This window comes from Paenibacillus xylanexedens (assembly GCF_007680605.1).
Lineage (GTDB): Bacteria > Bacillota > Bacilli > Paenibacillales > Paenibacillaceae > Paenibacillus > Paenibacillus xylanexedens_B.
This window is the reverse complement of record NZ_VEIO01000003.1, coordinates 314,853-332,005: the sequence shown is the minus strand read 5'-3', so window position 1 is coordinate 332,005 and position 17,153 is coordinate 314,853. Positions and strand designations below refer to the sequence as shown.

Annotated in this window: 17 protein-coding genes; 11 read left to right on the top strand and 6 right to left on the bottom strand. The window is 46.8% G+C overall.

The window, feature by feature from the left end; genetic code table 11:
- Window positions 1–15: 15 nt before the first annotated feature.
- Window positions 16–1,470 carry a MocR-like pyridoxine biosynthesis transcription factor PdxR gene (gene pdxR, locus FS818_RS19275; RefSeq protein ID WP_145333748.1) on the bottom strand — a complete coding sequence of 485 codons (1,455 nt, stop codon included), beginning with the start codon at window positions 1,468–1,470 and terminating at the stop codon, window positions 16–18.
- A gap of 697 nt (window positions 1,471–2,167) precedes the next feature.
- On the opposite strand from pdxR, the gene FS818_RS19270 reads away from it, so the two are divergent.
- Window positions 2,168–2,524 carry a nucleotide excision repair endonuclease gene (locus tag FS818_RS19270; protein WP_145333746.1) on the top strand — a complete coding sequence of 119 codons (357 nt, stop codon included), beginning with the start codon at window positions 2,168–2,170 and terminating at the stop codon, window positions 2,522–2,524.
- A gap of 248 nt (window positions 2,525–2,772) precedes the next feature.
- Complete coding sequence (locus tag FS818_RS19265) at window positions 2,773–3,519, top strand: Bax inhibitor-1/YccA family protein (RefSeq protein WP_145333744.1); 747 nt, start codon at window positions 2,773–2,775, stop codon at window positions 3,517–3,519.
- 111 nt (window positions 3,520–3,630) lie between these two features.
- On the opposite strand, the gene FS818_RS19260 is transcribed toward FS818_RS19265, so the two are convergent.
- Window positions 3,631–4,335: a 4'-phosphopantetheinyl transferase family protein gene (locus FS818_RS19260; protein WP_186375550.1), complete on the bottom strand. Its 705-nt coding sequence runs from the start codon at window positions 4,333–4,335 to the stop codon at window positions 3,631–3,633.
- A gap of 82 nt (window positions 4,336–4,417) precedes the next feature.
- Window positions 4,418–5,290 carry an arylamine N-acetyltransferase family protein gene (locus tag FS818_RS19255; RefSeq protein ID WP_145333740.1) on the bottom strand — a complete coding sequence of 291 codons (873 nt, stop codon included), beginning with the start codon at window positions 5,288–5,290 and terminating at the stop codon, window positions 4,418–4,420.
- A gap of 285 nt (window positions 5,291–5,575) precedes the next feature.
- On the opposite strand from FS818_RS19255, the gene greA reads away from it, so the two are divergent.
- The 3 genes from greA (at window position 5,576) to rlmN (ending at window position 9,006) form a co-directional block, all read left to right on the top strand.
- Window positions 5,576–6,052, top strand: coding sequence for a transcription elongation factor GreA (gene greA, locus FS818_RS19250; protein WP_145333738.1), 477 nt, complete (start codon window positions 5,576–5,578; stop codon window positions 6,050–6,052).
- 326 nt (window positions 6,053–6,378) lie between these two features.
- Window positions 6,379–7,734 carry a sodium-dependent transporter gene (locus FS818_RS19245; RefSeq protein WP_145333736.1) on the top strand — a complete coding sequence of 452 codons (1,356 nt, stop codon included), beginning with the start codon at window positions 6,379–6,381 and terminating at the stop codon, window positions 7,732–7,734.
- Between the two features lie 153 nt (window positions 7,735–7,887).
- Window positions 7,888–9,006: a dual-specificity RNA methyltransferase RlmN gene (gene rlmN / locus FS818_RS19240; RefSeq protein WP_145333734.1), complete on the top strand. Its 1,119-nt coding sequence runs from the start codon at window positions 7,888–7,890 to the stop codon at window positions 9,004–9,006.
- Window positions 9,007–9,140: 134 nt separating this feature from the next.
- On the opposite strand, the gene FS818_RS19235 is transcribed toward rlmN, so the two are convergent.
- Window positions 9,141–9,581: a GNAT family N-acetyltransferase gene (locus FS818_RS19235; protein WP_145333732.1), complete on the bottom strand. Its 441-nt coding sequence runs from the start codon at window positions 9,579–9,581 to the stop codon at window positions 9,141–9,143.
- Between the two features lie 236 nt (window positions 9,582–9,817).
- On the opposite strand from FS818_RS19235, the gene FS818_RS19230 reads away from it, so the two are divergent.
- From FS818_RS19230 to FS818_RS19210, 6 genes are all read left to right on the top strand, one after another.
- Window positions 9,818–10,258, top strand: a complete 441-nt coding sequence (locus FS818_RS19230; RefSeq protein ID WP_145333853.1) for a MarR family winged helix-turn-helix transcriptional regulator — start codon at window positions 9,818–9,820, stop codon at window positions 10,256–10,258.
- A gap of 85 nt (window positions 10,259–10,343) precedes the next feature.
- Window positions 10,344–11,456: a glycosyl hydrolase family 8 gene (locus FS818_RS19225; protein ID WP_145333730.1), complete on the top strand. Its 1,113-nt coding sequence runs from the start codon at window positions 10,344–10,346 to the stop codon at window positions 11,454–11,456.
- 137 nt (window positions 11,457–11,593) lie between these two features.
- On the top strand, window positions 11,594–12,469 hold the full coding sequence (locus tag FS818_RS19220; RefSeq protein ID WP_145333728.1) for a diguanylate cyclase domain-containing protein: 876 nt from the start codon (window positions 11,594–11,596) through the stop codon (window positions 12,467–12,469).
- 18 nt (window positions 12,470–12,487) lie between these two features.
- On the top strand, window positions 12,488–12,631 hold the full coding sequence (locus FS818_RS28910) for a hypothetical protein (RefSeq protein ID WP_167375743.1): 144 nt from the start codon (window positions 12,488–12,490) through the stop codon (window positions 12,629–12,631).
- A complete protein-coding gene (locus FS818_RS19215; RefSeq protein WP_090921414.1) occupies window positions 12,624–13,919 on the top strand; it encodes a glycosyltransferase family 2 protein in 1,296 nt (431 codons plus the stop codon). The genes FS818_RS28910 and FS818_RS19215 overlap by 8 nt, the downstream gene beginning before the upstream one ends.
- Window positions 13,920–14,091: 172 nt before the next feature.
- Window positions 14,092–14,820 (top strand): class I SAM-dependent DNA methyltransferase, encoded by a 729-nt coding sequence (locus FS818_RS19210; protein WP_145333726.1) that lies wholly within the window; start codon window positions 14,092–14,094, stop codon window positions 14,818–14,820.
- Between the two features lie 182 nt (window positions 14,821–15,002).
- On the opposite strand, the gene FS818_RS19205 is transcribed toward FS818_RS19210, so the two are convergent.
- Window positions 15,003–15,788, bottom strand: a complete 786-nt coding sequence (locus tag FS818_RS19205) for an ABC transporter ATP-binding protein (protein WP_145333725.1) — start codon at window positions 15,786–15,788, stop codon at window positions 15,003–15,005.
- An 86-nt stretch (window positions 15,789–15,874) separates the two neighbouring features.
- The gene (locus FS818_RS19200) at window positions 15,875–17,104 is read right to left on the bottom strand and encodes an MFS transporter (RefSeq protein ID WP_145333724.1); all 1,230 of its coding nucleotides are present in this window, start codon (window positions 17,102–17,104) and stop codon (window positions 15,875–15,877) included.
- Window positions 17,105–17,153: the final 49 nt, after the last annotated feature.

The following is a 17,153-nucleotide window of genomic DNA, read 5'->3' as shown; positions in this document are numbered from 1 at the left end:
GCTTTTTAAAATTTCTTACATCATGCTCGCAACCGTTTCCCCGATGATACGAATGCCTTTGCGGATGTTCTCGTCGCTGACTCTGGAGAATCCGAGCCGCATGGTGTGAAGTCCTTGACCGGGCTCCAGATAAAAGGTATCTCCGGGAGTAAAGGTTACCCCTTTTACCTTACAGGCAGCTAGCAGCTCTCTGGTTCGCACCTCTGGTGGAAACTGCACAAACAGATGCAAACCGCCTGCTCCGGATATTTGACACATCGGCAGATGCCGTTTCAGACAATGCACAGCGAGTTCATATTTTCGCTTGTACTCTGTACGAGCCCGTTTCAGGTATTTTTCAAAATTGCCGTTGCTTAAATATTGATATAACAGGGACTGATCCAGAGTAGACGTATGAATACTGCGCGCCCGCTTCATGCTTTCCAGATAATCGATCAATGCGGCATCCGCGATAATCCAGCCCACACGCAGTCCAGGAAACAATACTTTGGAGAAGCTGCCGAGGTAGACAAGGCCGTTACCCTTACCCATACTGGCGATCAAGGGCGAGACATGGGAGCCGGAATAACGAAGCTCTTCGTTAAATCCATCCTCAATAATCGGAACTTGATATTCGTTCATTAAACGTATAATTTCAGTTCGTTTTGCGGGCGAAGTCACGATTCCGGTCGGATTGTGATACGAGGGCACAAGATATGCCAGATCATACGCACTTTCAGCCAGTTCCTGCTCTAGCTGCTTCAGATCCAGGCCATCCGGTTCCATATCGATACCGGTTAGCTGAAACTGGTGCAGCTTCAGGTTTTTGATCGCCGTATGATGTGTGGGATTCTCACAGAGCGCTTTGCCGCTCTTTTTGCGCAATGCCCCGAGCACCAGGTCAAATCCCTCCGTAAACCCGTTCGTAATCAAAATATCCTTACCCGTAAGGTCGACCCCTTTGTTTTCCATATAGTTCATCAAATAATTCATGAGCGGTTTATATCCTTGCGCGTAGCCGTAATTAAGTAAAACTTCTCCTTCAAGTGACATGCGATCCAGGAAGGCCCGTTTCACATTTTGAAGATCAAACAGTTTTTCATCCGGCGCGATGCTGGTAAAGGAAATTTCGCCGCGCTCGGCTCCCGAGCCATGTTTCATCAGATCATATTGCTCAGCCTGAATCGCATAATCGCTAACTTCTGCTGTCCAGTCTAATTGCCAATGGATTGCAGTGGCCTGCTGGGATTCAATAAGTGTGCTGACGTAATTACCTTTACCTTTGAGCGCATAGATCAATCCTTCCTCTTCAAGCTCTGCGTAGGCGAGCAAAATGGTGCTTCGGCTTACCTTCATCAACGTGCTCAGCTCACGGGTCGAAGGCAGCTTCTGATTGGGCTGCAAACCGCCTTTTAACATTAACCGTTTCAAATAATCCTTGACTTGTATATATACAGGGCGGTCCTCCGTCAAATGCAGGTCGGAATACATCCCATCACTCCCTCTACTGGTATCTTGCCATATTATAAACCCAGCAGAAAGAACCACGATACCTCTGTTTCGTAGCTAAAGTGGCCTGAGTTGTACGCATAACGGGAAAAAGCCCTGGCTCATATGCCGGGCTGGAGGTGATGCCTGTTCAATTCTAAGGGTGTAATACTATGCTGTTCTAGCTACAGTTGCATGTTCTGACTAGTCTCTAGAAATACTTGTCTGTATAATTCTACGTGGATCTACTTCCGATACTATATACTATCTATATCATTCTAATTCTAGATGATAAACATGATGCTGTAATAACAAGAAATCTTTAAAAGGCTAATTATTGCCACTCATTGCTTGCTGCAATAGGTTTTCGTAAAGATGGTAATTCTACAATCTACTTCAAAGCTACGGTTCTTACTAACTGTACTCTTCTCGTGTGCACGTCACCGAATTCAGTATGAAAAAGATGAAAAATGATAGGCTCTGTAAAACGAGCGTGGATACAAAGACATATGTCTTAGTGCCCAAATTCTTCCTCATACCCCTATAGTACCACTTTGAATCAGGGAAGTTAACCTTTTTTTTGAAATATTTGTCGCAAAAGCGAAAATTCCGTGAATTGTACTTCATTTAGCTCGAAATGGTGTCGGATTGTGATATGTGTTAGGATGTAGTTCTATAGAATATAGAGGAAGTGAAATGGATGATTCAGATTACGGTTCCAACACCGGATGTAACCATTACAAAGCAGGAAAATCCGCAGTTAAGCCATATTTACGGATTTACTGATTTTCACCTGATTACAAGGGAGCAAGGCGGGATTTTCATGTTTTATAGTGCCGATGATGAGTTGTTATTTGTCGGGAAAGCGCGAAAATTGAGACCGCGAATCAAAAAGCATTTTGAAGATACGGTATCACCAATGAAGAATTATCGCGAGGAAGTCGCGAAGATTGAAGTTTGTTTGGTAGAAGATCCGATGGATCGTGAAATCTACGAGACCTATATCATTAACACGATGCGTGCAAAGTATAATGTAGACAAGGTGCTGTATAAGTAAAAAGTTAAGTTATTTAAGGTGCACAAGCAAGTAAGCAAGTTAATAAGCTTGAAATATAATTAGGACATATGTCCTGGGTTTATATGCAAGTGGACAGGATGCGATCCATGGATTGCATCCAACTCCATTCTCTTTGCAAATATAGTTCTACGTAGCAAGAATAGAAGCTGAAAAGTTTACTTTTCAAGGAAGCAGCACCACGCAGGGGTTTCACGGATTTACCAAATACATAAGAAGAGGTGATGGTGTTGATCGGTCGCAGCGGTAATCCTACACTTAAAGACAGCACGTTTGAGAACAGAGGATATGGAGAGGATCGGTACCAGAATTACATGACGATTAACGGCACGGTGAACAAAGCGTTTATCACGTTGATCATCTTGCTGGGCAGTGCATTTGCAACGTGGATGATGTTTTTCAAAGGACAAGAAGTGATGCCGCTTGCCTATGGCGGGTTAATTGTCGGTTTTATTTTGGCGCTAATTATTTCGTTCAAACCGGTGGTATCTCCATATCTTGTACCGATCTATGCGGTAGCAGAGGGGATGTTCCTGGGTGCACTTTCGGCAAATTATGAGTCCTTGTACAACGGAATTACGTTACAAGCAGCTTTGCTAACCATGGCGGTGTTTGTTGCCCTGTTAACAGCCTATAAAACGCGGTTAATCAAAGCAACAGAGAACTTCAAGCTAGGCGTAGTGGCTGCAACGGGCGGTATCATGATTATGTATTTGCTTAGCTTTGTGCTCGGTCTGTTCGGCATCACGGTGCCATATCTTCATGGGAACAGCCTGATTGGTATTGGCATCTCGGTTGTGATTGTCATTGTTGCCGCGCTTAATCTGGTACTGGATTTTGATTTTATTGAAGGTGGTGCAGAACAAGGAGCACCTAAGTATATGGAGTGGTACGGCGCGTTCGGGTTGATGGTCACGCTGGTTTGGCTCTACATCGAGATTATTCGTCTGCTCAGCAAACTGCGGAGCCGGGATTAATCTAACCGTTACAGTTATATGGGTTTACAGATAAAAGGAGCGAACCGCCGGGGATCTTTATCACCGGATGGATTCGCTCCTTTTCTAACCCCTACAGGTCTTTTCTGCAAATTAAACCAATTCAGCGTATATACTCTCCAGCGTCACGATCTCGGGATGGCTTGGCAAATCTCCTTCTGCAGTACAGGCAGCAAACATATGCTTTTCATCTAGAGGGTGACTGTAGAAGCGATGCCTAACAATTTGCCCGTCTTGATTACATCTCCAAACAGGCTCTCCATGTTGCTGAACATGGGGAAGAATAGCGAATGAGCTCAGCGGCATGGACAAGCCCATGCCTATAGCTTTAATATAACTCTCCTTTAGCGTCCAAAGGCGATAAAAGGTATTTAACTGTTGATCGGCAGGCTGTGCCGCCAGATACGTGTTCTCTTGCGGCGAGAAGAAACGCTCTGCAATCTGCAGGTCGATCGGTGCTATTTTCTCCACGTCCACACCGATTTCATCTTTACCCCCAGCAATCAGTGCAATCCAATCGCCGGAATGCGAGACATTAAATTGTACATTAGCGTCGTGAGTGAGGGCGGGTTTGCCATATTTGTTACGGGTAAACGTAATCTCTCCATGCCCTAGGCCGGTCAACTTGCTTAACTTCACACGGGTCAGCACTTCACCTAGTACTGACCGATAGGCATCCGCCAGATGTATAAAACGAGAAGCTTGTGCCCGCCGCTCCTCAGAGACAGAGGACAGAAATAGATCCCAGTATGCTTCGGGTATCACAGAGGGTACCTTCAGTACTTGTATAGTTATCATCATTTATCACCTGACATTGTATTCGGCATGGATGACAGGCTTTCCTCTATAGTTATCCTTATCTCGCGTTTTTCCCAGCGGATCAGGCTAGCTGTGTTTTTTTCCATTCTTCATGCGCAATCTGTATTCGATCCCACATCTCCCTGCGTTCTTGTTCCGTATAATTCACTAACGGTTCATAGAAAAGCTTGGTTAGTACGTCTTTCCACTCACTGTAGGTTTGAATTTCCGTCTTACGAATACCTTCGATTCCATGTGTGCGAAGCATGCATCCCCTGAGCTCATAGCTGTGGTCTGTATCTCTCTGACGGAGCAAAAATGCGTTATGCCAGGGCGAATCCACGGATTGACTGTAGAATTCATGCTTGGGATTAAACTCTTCCAGACGGGTAAGCTCCTCGGGATCATAATCCACACCCTTGCTTGGTCCGTTAGGCTCGTATTCAAGCCGCCATCCACCGGGAACAACGGAAGAAGGCATTAATGTATACGTAAATGGAGTCGGCCCATAGGTTCCGTAACGAAGAGGGAGCGGTTCAAAAGGCATGCCGCCTAGACCTACATCCACAATCCAACGTTCCACATTCGGGTCCGCATCTGGCAAAGAGACGGATAGACCGAGATGGAACGAGTTCACACGCGGCTGTTCTCCATGCGGCTGAACGCCCGCGCGGTGCCAGTGCACTTTATAACCCAGGGTATGAAGTAAAACACTGAATGCGCCATTCAAATGGAAACAGTAACCGCTACGTCCTTGCAGGATAAGCTGCACGGATTCTTGCAGATCGATGCCTGCGGGCCTGCCTGCAAAAATATCGACCGTTTGCCACGATAGATGGTGGACATGTGCCTGCTGCATTTCGGCAAGGAATTCCAGAGTGGGTTTCTTGATTGTATTAATGCCTATTCGTTTCAGATAAGCGTGTATTTCAGATGGAGTTAATGTAACATTCATCTCGTTCACCTCTTAGTTTTATCATGAGCCGCAAGTGAAATGTCGTGAAAGTTGCGGCCTTGAATTCATTGTATAAGTGAACGTCTGAAATGCACACACGTGTTTGCCTTGATTGTACCGGTACAATTCAGATGATACTCATAGTTGTAATAGGGTACACACGTATATTTTGTGTGCACGCATTTCGATAAATGAGAGTGTGGTTTCTTTTTCCGGGTATGTTAACCGTTTGGAGTGGAAATAGGTTAGAATAGAGATAGATAGCAGGATTAGGAGATGGAAAACATGGCTAATGATGAAGTGATTTTGACACAGGAAGGCTTGGAAAAGCTGGAGGAAGAACTGAAGGAACTGAAAACGGTGAAACGCAAGGAACTGGCAGAACGACTCAAGCTTGCGATCAGTTACGGGGACCTGAAGGAGAACAGCGAGTATCATTCAGCCAAAGATGATCAGGCATTTATGGAGACCCGCATTCTGATTCTGGAGAAGATGTTAACCAAAGCCAGAGTCATCAGCTCAGACAATATGGATTCCAATCAAGTAAGCATTGGTTCAACAGTGATATTGAACGACCTTGAGTATGCCGAGAAGATTGAATATCAACTGGTGGGTCCTGCCGAGGCAGACGTATCGAACAACAAAATTTCGTATGAGAGTCCACTGGGCAAAGAGTTGATGGGCAAAGAAGTGGGCAGTGTCATTCATGTTAATGCTCCGATGGGTGTCATCAAATACGAATTGCTGGAGATCAAAGTATAGTCAGTGTAAAGCGAGAACAGTAAACCTATGTGGGGAGGTCACCCCGCGATATATAGAGCATCTTTTAAAAAGAGGGGATGTTTCAGAGGCTATGCGAAGAGCTGTCTGGAACATCTTTTTTTTGTGTGTTTTCCCAACTTAACTCACGGTTAATGGTTGATGGATGATAGTAGAATGGTTAAGTTTCAGGTTATTTTCCCATACTGAATTCAACCTGAAATCATCTCCAATATGGTGAATTTTCGACAAATACTGATTTTTGCATGACCTGACAAGCCGAGTAGTATATAATTACGGGAAAACTTTAAAGTGATGGAGTAGATACAATGAATTTGAGTAAGTCTGATCTGGGCCCTAACAACGCTGGCAAAGGAGAACGCTTCTCGCGTGCCGGTTTTATTTTGGCGGCCATCGGTAGTTCCGTTGGTCTCGGCAACATGTGGAAATTTCCTTATATTACGGGCGAAAACGGGGGAGCTGCTTTTTTCCTGCTCTTTATTGTCTGTCTCTTGCTGATCGGTTTACCTGTATTGCTTGCCGAACTCGCTATTGGACGCAGCGGACGGGGCAGTGCAGCGACTGCTTTTATCAAAGCAGGTGGACATAAAGGTTGGCTAGCTGCCGGCTTATTGCAAGTATTAACGCCGTTTATCATTCTGTCCTTCTACGTCATCATCGCGGGCTGGACATTGCAATATGCTGTAACTTCGTTTAGTGGAACGTTGTTCGACAACCCGGATTATGCCGCACAATTCGGCAGTTTTGTAGGCGGCTATATGCCGATTGTATGGCAGTTTGTTTCCGTCCTGATCACAGGCTGGATTGTAGCGAAGGGTGTATCCAACGGGATTGAAAAGTTCAACAAAATTTTGATCCCAGCCATGCTGGTACTGCTCATTATTTTGATGATTCGTGCAGTTACTCTACCGGGATCAGGTGCCGGGGTTTCCTTTTTCCTGAATCCGGACTTCTCCCGGCTTACAACCGAGTCGGCGTTAGTTGCCCTTGGACATGCCTTCTTCTCGTTGTCGCTGGGTATGGGTATTCTAGTAACCTACGGTTCGTATGTAGATAAAAGTCAATCCCTCGGGGCAGCCACGGTTGCTGTCGGTGCGGGTGACTTGCTCTATGCATTTATCGCGGGTCTGATCATCTTCCCGACGACTTTTTCGTTTGGCATTGCGCCTGACCAGGGGCCGTCCCTGATCTTCATCGCACTGCCAGCAGCATTCTCGGCGATGCCGTTTGGTTTCCTGTTTGCCGGATTATTCTTTGTTTTGCTGGCAATCGCGGCGCTGACATCTGCGGTTTCCCTGCTTGAGGTTCCTGTAAAATACTTCATGGAGCGTCTTTCCTGGAGTCGTAGCCGTGCCGTATGGATCATTTCTCTCGCTGTTTTCATTGTGGGGCTGCCTTCCGTGTTGTCGCTAGGACTGTTTCCCGAGTGGAAGATTGGTTCAATGAATGTATTTGACTGGCTGGACTTTATGGCTTCCAACATTCTGTTGCCTGTAGGCGGGTTGTTAGTTACAATTTTTGCGGGGTACTTCTGGAAAACGGCTGCCGAGGCATCCGGTCTAAGCTCCGGCTGGTTCCGTATCTGGTTATTCATGCTTCGTTATATAGCACCGATTCTGGTTCTGCTCGTGCTGCTGCATACGTCTGGCATTATTCACTTCTAGGCCGCCTGCGCAGATTTACCAAGCATAAAACCTCTTGGAAGAAATGCAAAAGCCCTTGTGTTCCCCTGTTAATTTTGGGACAATACGGAGTAGAGGTTTTTTGGGTAAGACGACCGATGAGCCATATGCTTTTTGCGAAAAGAGGTTTATACCATGATTAAATCATCCATATATGGATTAACATTAGAGCAATTACGTGCTTGGTTGCCTGAGCACGGGCAGAAGAAATCCCGCGCGTCCCGCATCTGGGAGTGGTTATACCAGGAGCGGGTGCATGATTTTAACGGCATGTCCGATGTTCGTCAGGAATGTTTGGATGTGCTCACTGAGCATTTTACCTTGAATTCAATGAGTGAACACGTGAAGCAGGAGTCGGCGGACGGCACGGTGAAATTCCTGCTCCGTTTGCAGGATGGCAACTTGATCGAGACGGTGCTTATGCGGCAAAAATACGGCTTGACCGTCTGTGTCACGACACAGGTCGGATGTAATATCGGTTGCAGCTTCTGCGCCAGCGGGCTAATTAAGAAGAGCCGTGATCTCTCTGCAGGAGAGATTGTAGAACAGATCATGCATGTGCAGCGGCATCTGGATGCAGTGGGTCAAGGCGAGCGGGTTACCAACGTCGTGGTAATGGGCATTGGCGAACCGTTTGATAACTTCGAGCATATGAGCAACTTTATCGAAGTGATCAAGGATCGCAAAGGGCTTGCTCTTGCAGCGAAGCGAATCACGGTGTCCACAAGCGGATTGCCGGATAAAATCAAGGAATTTGCAGACAGCAGTCTGCAGGTAAACCTTGCGATCTCCCTGCATGCGCCGAATAATGAGCTACGTACACATATCATGAAGATCAACCGTGCATTCCCGATTGAACAATTGATGGATGCGGTGGATTATTACCTGGAGAAGACAAATAAACGCATTATGTTTGAATACATTTTGCTTCGGGACGTGAACGATCAGCGCGAGCACGCTGCGGAACTGGCTGAACTGTTGTCCAGCCGCAAGAGCATGGTCAGCGTAAATCTGATTCCATACAATCCGGTGGATGAGCACAGCCAGTACCAGCGCAGCACGGAGGAGTCGATTCTGGGCTTCTACGATACGCTGAAGAAGAACAATATCAACTCAACGGTACGTATGGAGCATGGTACAGACATCGATGCGGCCTGCGGACAGCTGCGCAGCAAGCAGATGAAAAATGCGGAAGTTAAAATGGATGCGAAAACATCTGCAAAACCGGACGCTAGCCGTCTGGCTATGGGATAAAGCACGCAAATAAAGTATGACTGCCCGAATCTAAGAAACATAACAAACGCCTCTATGTACTCACTAATGAAGTGAAGATAGAGGCGTTTTTTGAGTTGCAGGCTAATTTCGGACTTCCAGTCAAGTTGGCTTGCCTACTTCAGCTTCTTCGTCATCAGCAGATGGGGAATGCCATCCTCCATAAATACTTCGGAAGCAGGAGCATAGCCAAGACGTTCATAGAACCCGGAGGCTTGAACTTGTGCGTGCAGCTTGGCTTTCTCTAATCCGTCCTCCTTGGCCATCTCCTCCAACTTGTTGATTAACACGCGGCCTAGTCCATGCTTGCGGTAATCCAGCATCACGCAGATGCGTTCAAGCTTGGCAACTTGCTCTACGATGCGAAGTCTGGAGGAAGCGGCAGGTACACCATCCACATAGAGCAGGATATGGCGTGCTTCTGTCCCTAGCGCATCAAATGCATCGAATTCATCGGAGGCAGGTACGCCTTGCTCTTCTACAAAAATGGCCATACGAATGGCAAAGCACGCATCAAGCAGTTCCGGGGTGTTTGCTTCAACAACAGTTATATTCATGAATCGTTCTCCTTTACCTAGTCGGATGGAATATCGGAATGGAATTGAAAGTGATACACTTAACTAGTGTAGTTATATCATCAATTATGTTGCGAATGCAACAATTTTATAGGAGTGTGAACTCTGTGACAGAACCGAAAGAGCCTAAATTAGCCAACGAACCGACTCGGCCGAACGATGAATCGCAGGAAGTACATGAACTGAACGAGCCAAGAGAAGTGTTGCGCGAGATTGGCATGATTGCTCGCTGTCTGGATTCCATCAGCAATGTGGAGTTTCAGCATTTGAACTTGTCCCGTGGACAATATTTGTACTTGTACCGCATTTGCGAGAACCCTGGCATCATTCCGAACCAGCTGGCTGAACTGATCAAGGTGGATCGTACAACGGCAGCAAGAGCGATTAGCAAACTGGAATCGGACGGTTTTATTGTCAAACAGCCGGCATTGGGTAATAAGAAGAATAAGGTGCTGTATCCAACCGAGGCTGGGCTTGAAGCGTGGCAGTTTATTCGCAAAGAAGGCGTGCATTCGGACAAGGTAACGTTGGATGGTCTGACACAGGAAGAGATTGAGACAGCAATCCAGTTGCTGCGGAAGATGAGACACAACATTGAGGTCGATTGGAAATTTGTCAAAAAGGGCGGACGCCGCTCATACATGGATCACGATGATTAAGCGCACACTTGGAACAAGGCTTACTTCCAAAAGCGTAAGAAGTGGCCGAGTTGCTCCGTCATATATTCACGTCAGGAGGAATGGTGTGAAGTTTATTTTCCGAAAAAAGCGGTCATGGTACATATTACTTGTGGTTGTTGTATCTGTAGCGATTGTACTCCTATGGAGGGAGCGGTTTGTGATGGAGAAGGTGTCGCCTACAGTTGCCTTTGTTGAAAAACATATGACGAATCCGAATGGCACACTTGCAACCTATTTGCAGGAAGCGGCGTCGGAGAGAGCGGACATCGTTGCTGGCCGAGAGGCACTGTCGGAGTCGCTTGGATTGTGGATGCAGTATGCTTTGGCAAGTGATAACGAGGTTATGTTCGAGCAGGCTTACAAGCAACTCCAGAAGTACTATGTGATCAGGCCCGACATTTACATTGCCTGGAAGCTTGATCCTCAAGGGAAAGTCCATGTGGCAACCAACGCGCTGGGTGACGATCTGCGAATTATGGGGGCACTGTTGCAAGCATCCGACCGTTGGGAGCAAGGCAGAGCAGACAGGCTGGCAACCGCATCGGCCCTTTCCCGAACATTAACGCAGCGAACCGAGCAACAGGGGTACCTGGTCGATTTTTATGATTTTAAAAGTGGACATTCCACCGACACCTTAAGTCTGGTCTATGTGGATTTGCTCGCTTTGCAAGCGATGAGAAACCACCAGATGCTGGAGCCGGACGTTTACAGCAAGTACGAGGATATACTGCATAAAATGCCTGACGATGGATTATTCTATCCGAAGAGCATGAATGTAAAGTCCAAGGCTTACACCTACGATGACAAAGTTAATCTGATTGATCAGCTCATCGTTGCCAATCATGTGATGGAGATGGGGCAAAAACCCGACAAGCTGATTGCTTTTCTCAAAAAAGAGTTCGGCACCCGGGGCAAGCTCCCCGGACAGTATGATCGTAGAACACAGAAACCAGCCGTAGATTATGAATCGGCATCGGTGTATGGTCTATCCGTCCTGCTTGCTGTTCGCTCAGGTGATCCAAATTGGGCAAAACAACTGTATAAACATATGATCACACTGCGAGGGCAAGACACACGATATCCGGGCGGTTACGTATTTGACGGAAACACCCACCTGTTTGATAACTTGTTCCCGTTGCTTGGCGAAACTTATTTGTATAATTTTCTTAAAAAGTAAAAATTTATTTATATAATCCGAGATTATATGTTACTATATTATTGTCTTTAATTGTCGATTTTTGTTGAAGTTTCGGTTAATAAAAAAGAGGTGTTGGCACCGAGTCATTCTGAAATTCGATGCAGAGAAGGAGGACTATGAGAAATAACGCACCTACCCAGCGTCTGGCCTGGGGTTACGCAATCTTGATTAGTCTCGCCATCGTACAGCAGTTCTTTGTATATCTCCACTTGTACATGAATCAAAGCTACACCAAGCTGGATGTTGTATTTAGCATAGCGTCATTAGGGGCGCTAGCCGCAGGGCTTTTGCTTCCTGTCGGTGTATCCGTCGTACTGATATTTGTATACTTGGTCACTTATTTTGTGTGGCTCGTGACTTTTGCAGAACCCAATGCGCTCGTGTTTTCCTGGTGGCTGCTTATTCCGGCGAACACGGCAATTGCTGCTTATATCAAAAGAAGACTTGTGCGAAGTGCACGGGTGATCGAACGTCTGGAGCAGATGAAGGATTATAATCCAGAGATCGATCTGGATACAACGCTGGGCAATAAGGAAGCGCTTGGAGATACATTGGTTAAACAGAGCAACCTTGCCAGACGTTATTCAGACTGCTATGGATTCAGCATCGCCATGTTTAAGATTGAATTTCTGCCGCTTGTGCAGGAGTCGCTTGGTTCAGTTCGATATTCCCAGTTGCTGCTTGAGATCTCACAGTCGATTCAGAAGCAAATTCGATATGAGGATCACAAATTTTTTGTAGACCGCGGACGATTTGTCATTTTGTGTCCGATGGTCAATGTGGATTACCTGCCTATGTTAACGCGAAGGATTAAAAAAAATATTATGGATTTGGATGTGCTCGATAAAAAGGGGAACCAGCTCCAGACCATTATCAAATCAGGTGCACTGGTTTTTCAGAAGGAACAATTCAGCAAGTATGACAATCTTGACGCTGTCCTGGCAGCGCTGGAACGAAACACGGAGACGGATTTAATCGGGGAATATATTTAACCGAAAGGAGCGAGGCGGATGGATTATATGTCCTGGTTTATCCCGATCTGTATTGCCGTCAGTTGTATTTTTGTGGTGTTTACCATCGGATTAACGATTGCCACGCTCCGATTTCGCTCAAGAGTAATTCGAAGGTATGATCGGAGGAAAACGGATGGCTGATTTCATTCTGATCTTATCGATATTCAGTATTTGGATCGCTGTGTTCGAATCGATCGTCATTATGGCCGGGGCTATTCGTTTTATCCACAAGCAGGAGAAGAAGGGCATTCAGATTCCGGAAAATATGGATCATTATCCGAACGTCACGGTTATGGTACCTGCCCATAACGAAGGTCTGGTCATCGTGGCAACAGTGGAGCATATCTTGCGACTGAACTATCCGGAGGATAAGGTGCAGGTCATTGTCATTGCAGATAATTGCACGGATGACACAGCCGATCGGTTAAAATCGTTCCTTGGACAGACCAGTTATGTGCACCGTAACGTTACCGTACTTGAACGCAAAGGTACGGGTGGCAAATCTGGTGCGCTCAACGATGGACTGGAACTGGCAACCGGAGACTGGATCTGTATATTTGATGCAGACGCTGCACCGGAGCGAAATTCACTGATGTTCCTCGCGCAAAAATCACTGGAGAATCCTGAACAGTACGGGGTCGTGTTTGGCCGAAACAAAGCGCGTAACCGCGGGCAGAATTTTCTCTCCAAATGTATTAATCTCGAAATTATCACGTCTCAGCGTGTCTATCACACCGGGCTGTGGGAGCTTTTTAAGCTGGGGACAATTCCGGGCACGAATTATATTATTAAGACAAGCCTGATCCGGGAAATTGGCGGATGGGATGTGACGGCCATTACGGAAGATACGGCGTTGTCGTTTGAAATTATGAACCGGGGACAGCTGGTTGCCCTTGCGCCGCAAGCGGAAGCGTATCAGCAGGAACCGGAACAGCTTGGTGTATACATGAAACAGCGTGAACGCTGGGCCAAGGGGAATTACCAGGTAGTTCTGGACAACATTCATAACCTGTTCAACCGTTCCAGCTGGCGCAATAAATTGCTTGTCCTCTACTATGCGGTCAGTTACTTCTGGTTTATGTTGGCTATTATTGTGTCGGACATTATCTTTGTGGTTAACCTTGTTTATCAGGTTATCGCAATATTCAAACCGGAGGTCAGTTCTCCATTCCAGTTTGCCGGGGACGCCTACGTCTACCTGGTTATTGGTTGGGCACTGATGTATTTTATCTATGTTCTTCAGATCAATCTGGCACTGGCGGCAGATATCGGGCAGAGCAACACCCGTAACTTTATCTATGCGTGCGTATCGTATTTCACCTATGCTCAGCTCTTCATTTTGATCTCGATTCGTGCTTTCTATAATCTGCTGATGGACAAGATTCGAAAACGCGAGAGCAAATGGTACAAAACAGAGCGATTTGGCTAGGGATAAACGAACCAAAAGTTTGCCAAGAAGGCTGTTTGCGGACTAAACTCCGGCAAGCAGCTTTTTTATTATGGTGAAGGTTGCCTGAATCCGGTATACTTTTACAGATTATAGTGGGTAGCAGGGTGAACCGGACTAGAGTATAACTCATAATATGGAGGTCTGTGCAGGTATGAGTGAAAGAGGTTCTGATTTTTACGATAATGACGCGGTATTTGAGACGTATATGGAACGTCGGCAAGGTCAGGATAACGCCAATGATACGTTGGAGCGACCGGTTATGCTGGAGATGATCGGGGATGTTACTGGTAAACATATTCTCGATCTCGGCTGCGGAGACGCAAAATTTGCTGTAGAACTACTCGCCGAGAGGTATAATGGCTTGGCTTATACAGGTGTCGAAGGTTCAACGAATATGGTTCGGGTTGCCCGCAAGTCCGTTCAGGGATTGAATGCCCGGATTGAGCAATCTTATCTTGAAGAGTGGACGTATCCTGTAAATTCATATGACCTTGCCATTTCAAGATTGGCGATCCACTACATCGAGGATGTTGAAAGCCTCTTTCGCAAAGTGTATGGCGCACTTAAAAAGGAGGGAGTCTTTGTTTTCTCGGTAGAACACCCGGTGATAACTTCAACGCTGCAGCCCTCCGGAACACGAACCAATTGGATCGTAGATCAATACTTCGTTGAAGGGTTTCGGGAGCAGCGGTGGCTTGGCGGTTCCGTCCAGAAAATGCACCGTACCATTGAATCGTATTACATGGCCCTGCAGGAAGCTGGATTCCGAGTGGAGCAATTGCGTGAATCAGCACCGAGGCGGGCGGAGTTCGTCGATGAGGAGACGTATCAGCGCAGACAGCGTATTCCGCTTTTTCTGTTTCTCTCCGCACGAAAATAGGCTTAGGAAGAGGCAAACTTAGAAGCGAAGTTATACTCAGTTTAGCGAAAGTTTTACACAGAAAACCGTGGATAACACAATATATAGGAGTAGAAAGCCCAAAAACTATCCACATGTGGATAAGTCTTTGGGCTTTCTCGTTTCATTTTGCCTTTCTCTGTTCCGATGGGATGCGGATAATTTTAACCTTTGGATGCTGTTGCTCGTACATAAACCCGTTCTCCATGCTGATCTACTTCTACCGGAGCTTCAAAGAAATCACTTAATACAACCTGTGTCATCAGATCAGCAGTTAATCCGCTGCCGAAAATTTCACCCCGACGGAGAAAAAGGCTGTGCCGGAAGACGGGCAGAATCTCCTCGGTGTGATGCGTAACATAGATCAGCGAAGGTGCGTCTGAACGTGCCGTCAGTTCACCGATGCTGTCTAGTAGATGCTCTCTGGAGAACAGATCAAGCCCGTTACAAGGCTCATCCAGAATGAGCAGCTGTGGATTCGCCATCAGGGCACGGGCAATGAGCAGTTTCTGCTTCTCCCCCTGCGAGCAGGTGCGATACTCGCGATCCCACAGATGCTGGCAGCCCAGCGTTTGCATCCAGTGCATCGCCTGATCCAAATCTTGGTCTGCCAGTTTGTCATACAGACCAATTGTAGCGTGTTTCCCACTAATCACGACATATTGCGTGCGATCAGAAGCGTACAGTTTCTCCTGCAGGGAGGAGCTTACCCAGCCAATCGATTTTCGAAGCTCCCTCAGATCTACACTGCCATATTCATGACCCAGTACTGAGATTCTTCCTTCCGTAGGCCATAAATAACCGGTAATCATATTGAGGAGCGTTGTTTTGCCGGAGCCGTTCAGGCCAAGCAGCGCCCAGTGTTCGCCTCTGTTTACACGCCAGCTGACATCGTGCAGCAGAGTGAGATCTCCTCTTTTCCAAGTCACATGCTGTACATCAATGATCATCTAACGATGCCTCCTCTCTGTTCAATATCGCGCTTCCGCTTCTCCACTAATTGTATTGAACCTGCCATGGAGGTTTCAATAGCTTGTTAAGCTTTAGCGGCTGGATCACTGCGCAAGAATACGGCACACACGCCGATCAGGGGCAAAAAGGAACATAATCGGATGACGAAGGAAATGCTGGTCACATCGATCAGAGAACCAATGACAACCGAGCCCAGCCCAGCCATACCAAATGACAGGCCAAAAAACAAACCTGATACGGTTCCAATGTGACGCGGCAGCAATTCCTGCGCGTAGACAATAATAACACTGAAGCCCGACATCAGGATTAAACCAATAATACCGCATAACACCATAGATAGGACGGGACCTGCATACGGGAGCAACAGTGAGAACGGAGCCGTACCTGCAATGGAAAACCAGATCATCGGTTTACGCCCATAACGATCTGCGAGTGGTCCGCCAAGCAGGGTTCCAACCATGCCTGCAAACTGAAGGATAAACAAGCAGAGCTGCGCCTTGGAGAGTGGAAGATGATGCACATCCGTGTAATAGAAGGCGTAGTACCCTGTCATAGCCGCAATATAAACAAACTTGGAGAATAACAACAGGATGAGAACGCTCATGGATATGACGATTCGTCTTCGACTCACAGGCTGAGGCGTTGCTTCTGATTCATGCAGCGCGTGCTGTACGGACTGTGTCCGATGGGGGCGTACAACGTTCAGCTTGTTTTTGTACCAACGGCTGACTGAAGCCTGGATAAGGATGCCGATAAGTGCAAAGGCCATTAGCCATAGAAATTGTAACTGACCATGGGGAAGAAGCACAAAAGCCACCAATAGGGGAGCGAGAGCTTGTCCCGTATTCCCGCCAACCTGAAAGATGGACTGTGCCATACCGCGCCCTCGACCAGCAGCCAGATGTGCAACACGCGAGGATTCGGGATGAAGAATGGATGAGCCGATGCCAATCAGCGATGCGGATACGAGCAGCATCCATAACGATGACGAGAAAGCGAAGCCGAGAATCCCGAACAGGGAAAATACCATGCCGCCAGGCAGCAGAATAGGCATGGGTTTGCGATCGGATATATATCCGACCAGCGGTTGCAGCACCGAAGCAGTGATGTTTAGTGCAAAGGCAATCCAGCCCATCTGTGCAAAGCTGAGATGCATGGCTTGTTGAAACAGCGGGAAGGCAGATGTAACCACCGTTTGCATGGCATCATTCAGCAGATGGGCGAAGCTCACCCCTGCAAGGGCCCAGTTTGCTGCGTGGTTTAATTGAATTTTGTTTAGGGCGGCTTGAGCCATTTTAGATCACCTCGGATATTTTTATCCATAATAAAAGATTGTTATAGAG

What these genes read in the sequence shown, in the direction of transcription:
- pdxR (WP_145333748.1), bottom strand. Translation starts at nt 1,470, where the DNA reads ATGTATTCCGACCTGCATTTGACGGAGGACCGCCCTGTATATATACAA.
- FS818_RS28910 (WP_167375743.1), top strand. Translation starts at nt 12,488, where the DNA reads ATGGATTATATGTCCTGGTTTATCCCGATCTGTATTGCCGTCAGTTGT.
- FS818_RS19245 (WP_145333736.1), top strand. Translation starts at nt 6,379, where the DNA reads ATGAATTTGAGTAAGTCTGATCTGGGCCCTAACAACGCTGGCAAAGGA.
- FS818_RS19205 (WP_145333725.1), bottom strand. Translation starts at nt 15,788, where the DNA reads ATGATCATTGATGTACAGCATGTGACTTGGAAAAGAGGAGATCTCACT.
- FS818_RS19270 (WP_145333746.1), top strand. Translation starts at nt 2,168, where the DNA reads ATGATTCAGATTACGGTTCCAACACCGGATGTAACCATTACAAAGCAG.
- FS818_RS19215 (WP_090921414.1), top strand. Translation starts at nt 12,624, where the DNA reads ATGGCTGATTTCATTCTGATCTTATCGATATTCAGTATTTGGATCGCT.
- FS818_RS19260 (WP_186375550.1), bottom strand. Translation starts at nt 4,335, where the DNA reads ATGATAACTATACAAGTACTGAAGGTACCCTCTGTGATACCCGAAGCA.
- greA (WP_145333738.1), top strand. Translation starts at nt 5,576, where the DNA reads ATGGCTAATGATGAAGTGATTTTGACACAGGAAGGCTTGGAAAAGCTG.
- FS818_RS19210 (WP_145333726.1), top strand. Translation starts at nt 14,092, where the DNA reads ATGAGTGAAAGAGGTTCTGATTTTTACGATAATGACGCGGTATTTGAG.
- FS818_RS19230 (WP_145333853.1), top strand. Translation starts at nt 9,818, where the DNA reads ATGATTGCTCGCTGTCTGGATTCCATCAGCAATGTGGAGTTTCAGCAT.
- FS818_RS19220 (WP_145333728.1), top strand. Translation starts at nt 11,594, where the DNA reads ATGAGAAATAACGCACCTACCCAGCGTCTGGCCTGGGGTTACGCAATC.
- FS818_RS19255 (WP_145333740.1), bottom strand. Translation starts at nt 5,290, where the DNA reads ATGAATGTTACATTAACTCCATCTGAAATACACGCTTATCTGAAACGA.
- rlmN (WP_145333734.1), top strand. Translation starts at nt 7,888, where the DNA reads ATGATTAAATCATCCATATATGGATTAACATTAGAGCAATTACGTGCT.
- FS818_RS19200 (WP_145333724.1), bottom strand. Translation starts at nt 17,104, where the DNA reads ATGGCTCAAGCCGCCCTAAACAAAATTCAATTAAACCACGCAGCAAAC.
- FS818_RS19235 (WP_145333732.1), bottom strand. Translation starts at nt 9,581, where the DNA reads ATGAATATAACTGTTGTTGAAGCAAACACCCCGGAACTGCTTGATGCG.